At 33.2% G+C, this 755-nt stretch carries 1 protein-coding gene; it reads right to left on the bottom strand.

Going from position 1 to position 755, the window contains the following annotated elements; all coding sequences use genetic code 11:
• Nucleotides 1–755 (bottom strand): group II intron reverse transcriptase/maturase (gene ltrA / locus M2651_RS14230; protein ID WP_252132999.1); only part of this gene is annotated, 755 nt, incomplete at both ends.

Genomic DNA, 755 nt, shown 5'->3' with positions numbered 1-755 from the left:
TCATATCAGCGATAGCAAAATAGTTTACCCATCCTACTATTGCCTGTTTTAGTTTTAGAAACCTGTATTCCATTTTCATTGCGTTACTTCTTGAAGTTAGTTCTTTAAGTTTTGCTTTGAATTTCTTTAAAGGTTTCTCATGAACTCTTATTCTATATTCACCTTTACCTCTATAGAAAGAAAACCCTAAAAATTTAAGTTTCCAAGGTCTATCTACTGCGCTTTTATCCTTATTCACTTTAAGTTTTAACTTTTCCTCGATAAACTGCGTAATACTCTCCATTACTCTATTTGCTGCTTTCTTGCTTTTGACGTATATATTACAGTCATCAGCATATCTGCAAAAGCAAAGCTTACGCTTTGTTAGTTCTACATCAAGTTCATGTAACATTATATTACTTAATAATGGTGATAGCGGTCCACCCTGTGGTGCGCCTTCTTCTGTTTCCATAACCACACCATTTATCATTACACCACTTTGTAAATACTTTCGTATTAGAGAGATTACTCTTCCATCTTTTATATCGTTAGATAGAAGTCTTATTAATTTATCATGATTTATTGTGTCAAAGTATTTTGCAAGGTCTATATCTACAGCCCAGGTATAGCCTGCATTAATGTATTCTCTGCACTTTTCAACTGCTTGCTTTGCACTTCTTAATGGTCTAAATCCATAACTATTATCGGAAAACTTCTTTTCATATATAGGTGTTAAAACTTGAGCGATAGCTTGTTGGATAACTCTGTCTACTACA

The sequence above is a fragment of the Clostridium caldaquaticum genome (assembly GCF_023806125.1).
GTDB classification, from domain to species: Bacteria; Bacillota; Clostridia; order Clostridiales; family Clostridiaceae; genus Clostridium_AT; species Clostridium_AT caldaquaticum.
The sequence above is the reverse complement of the archived record's forward strand: the minus strand, read 5'-3'. Positions and strand labels throughout refer to the sequence as shown.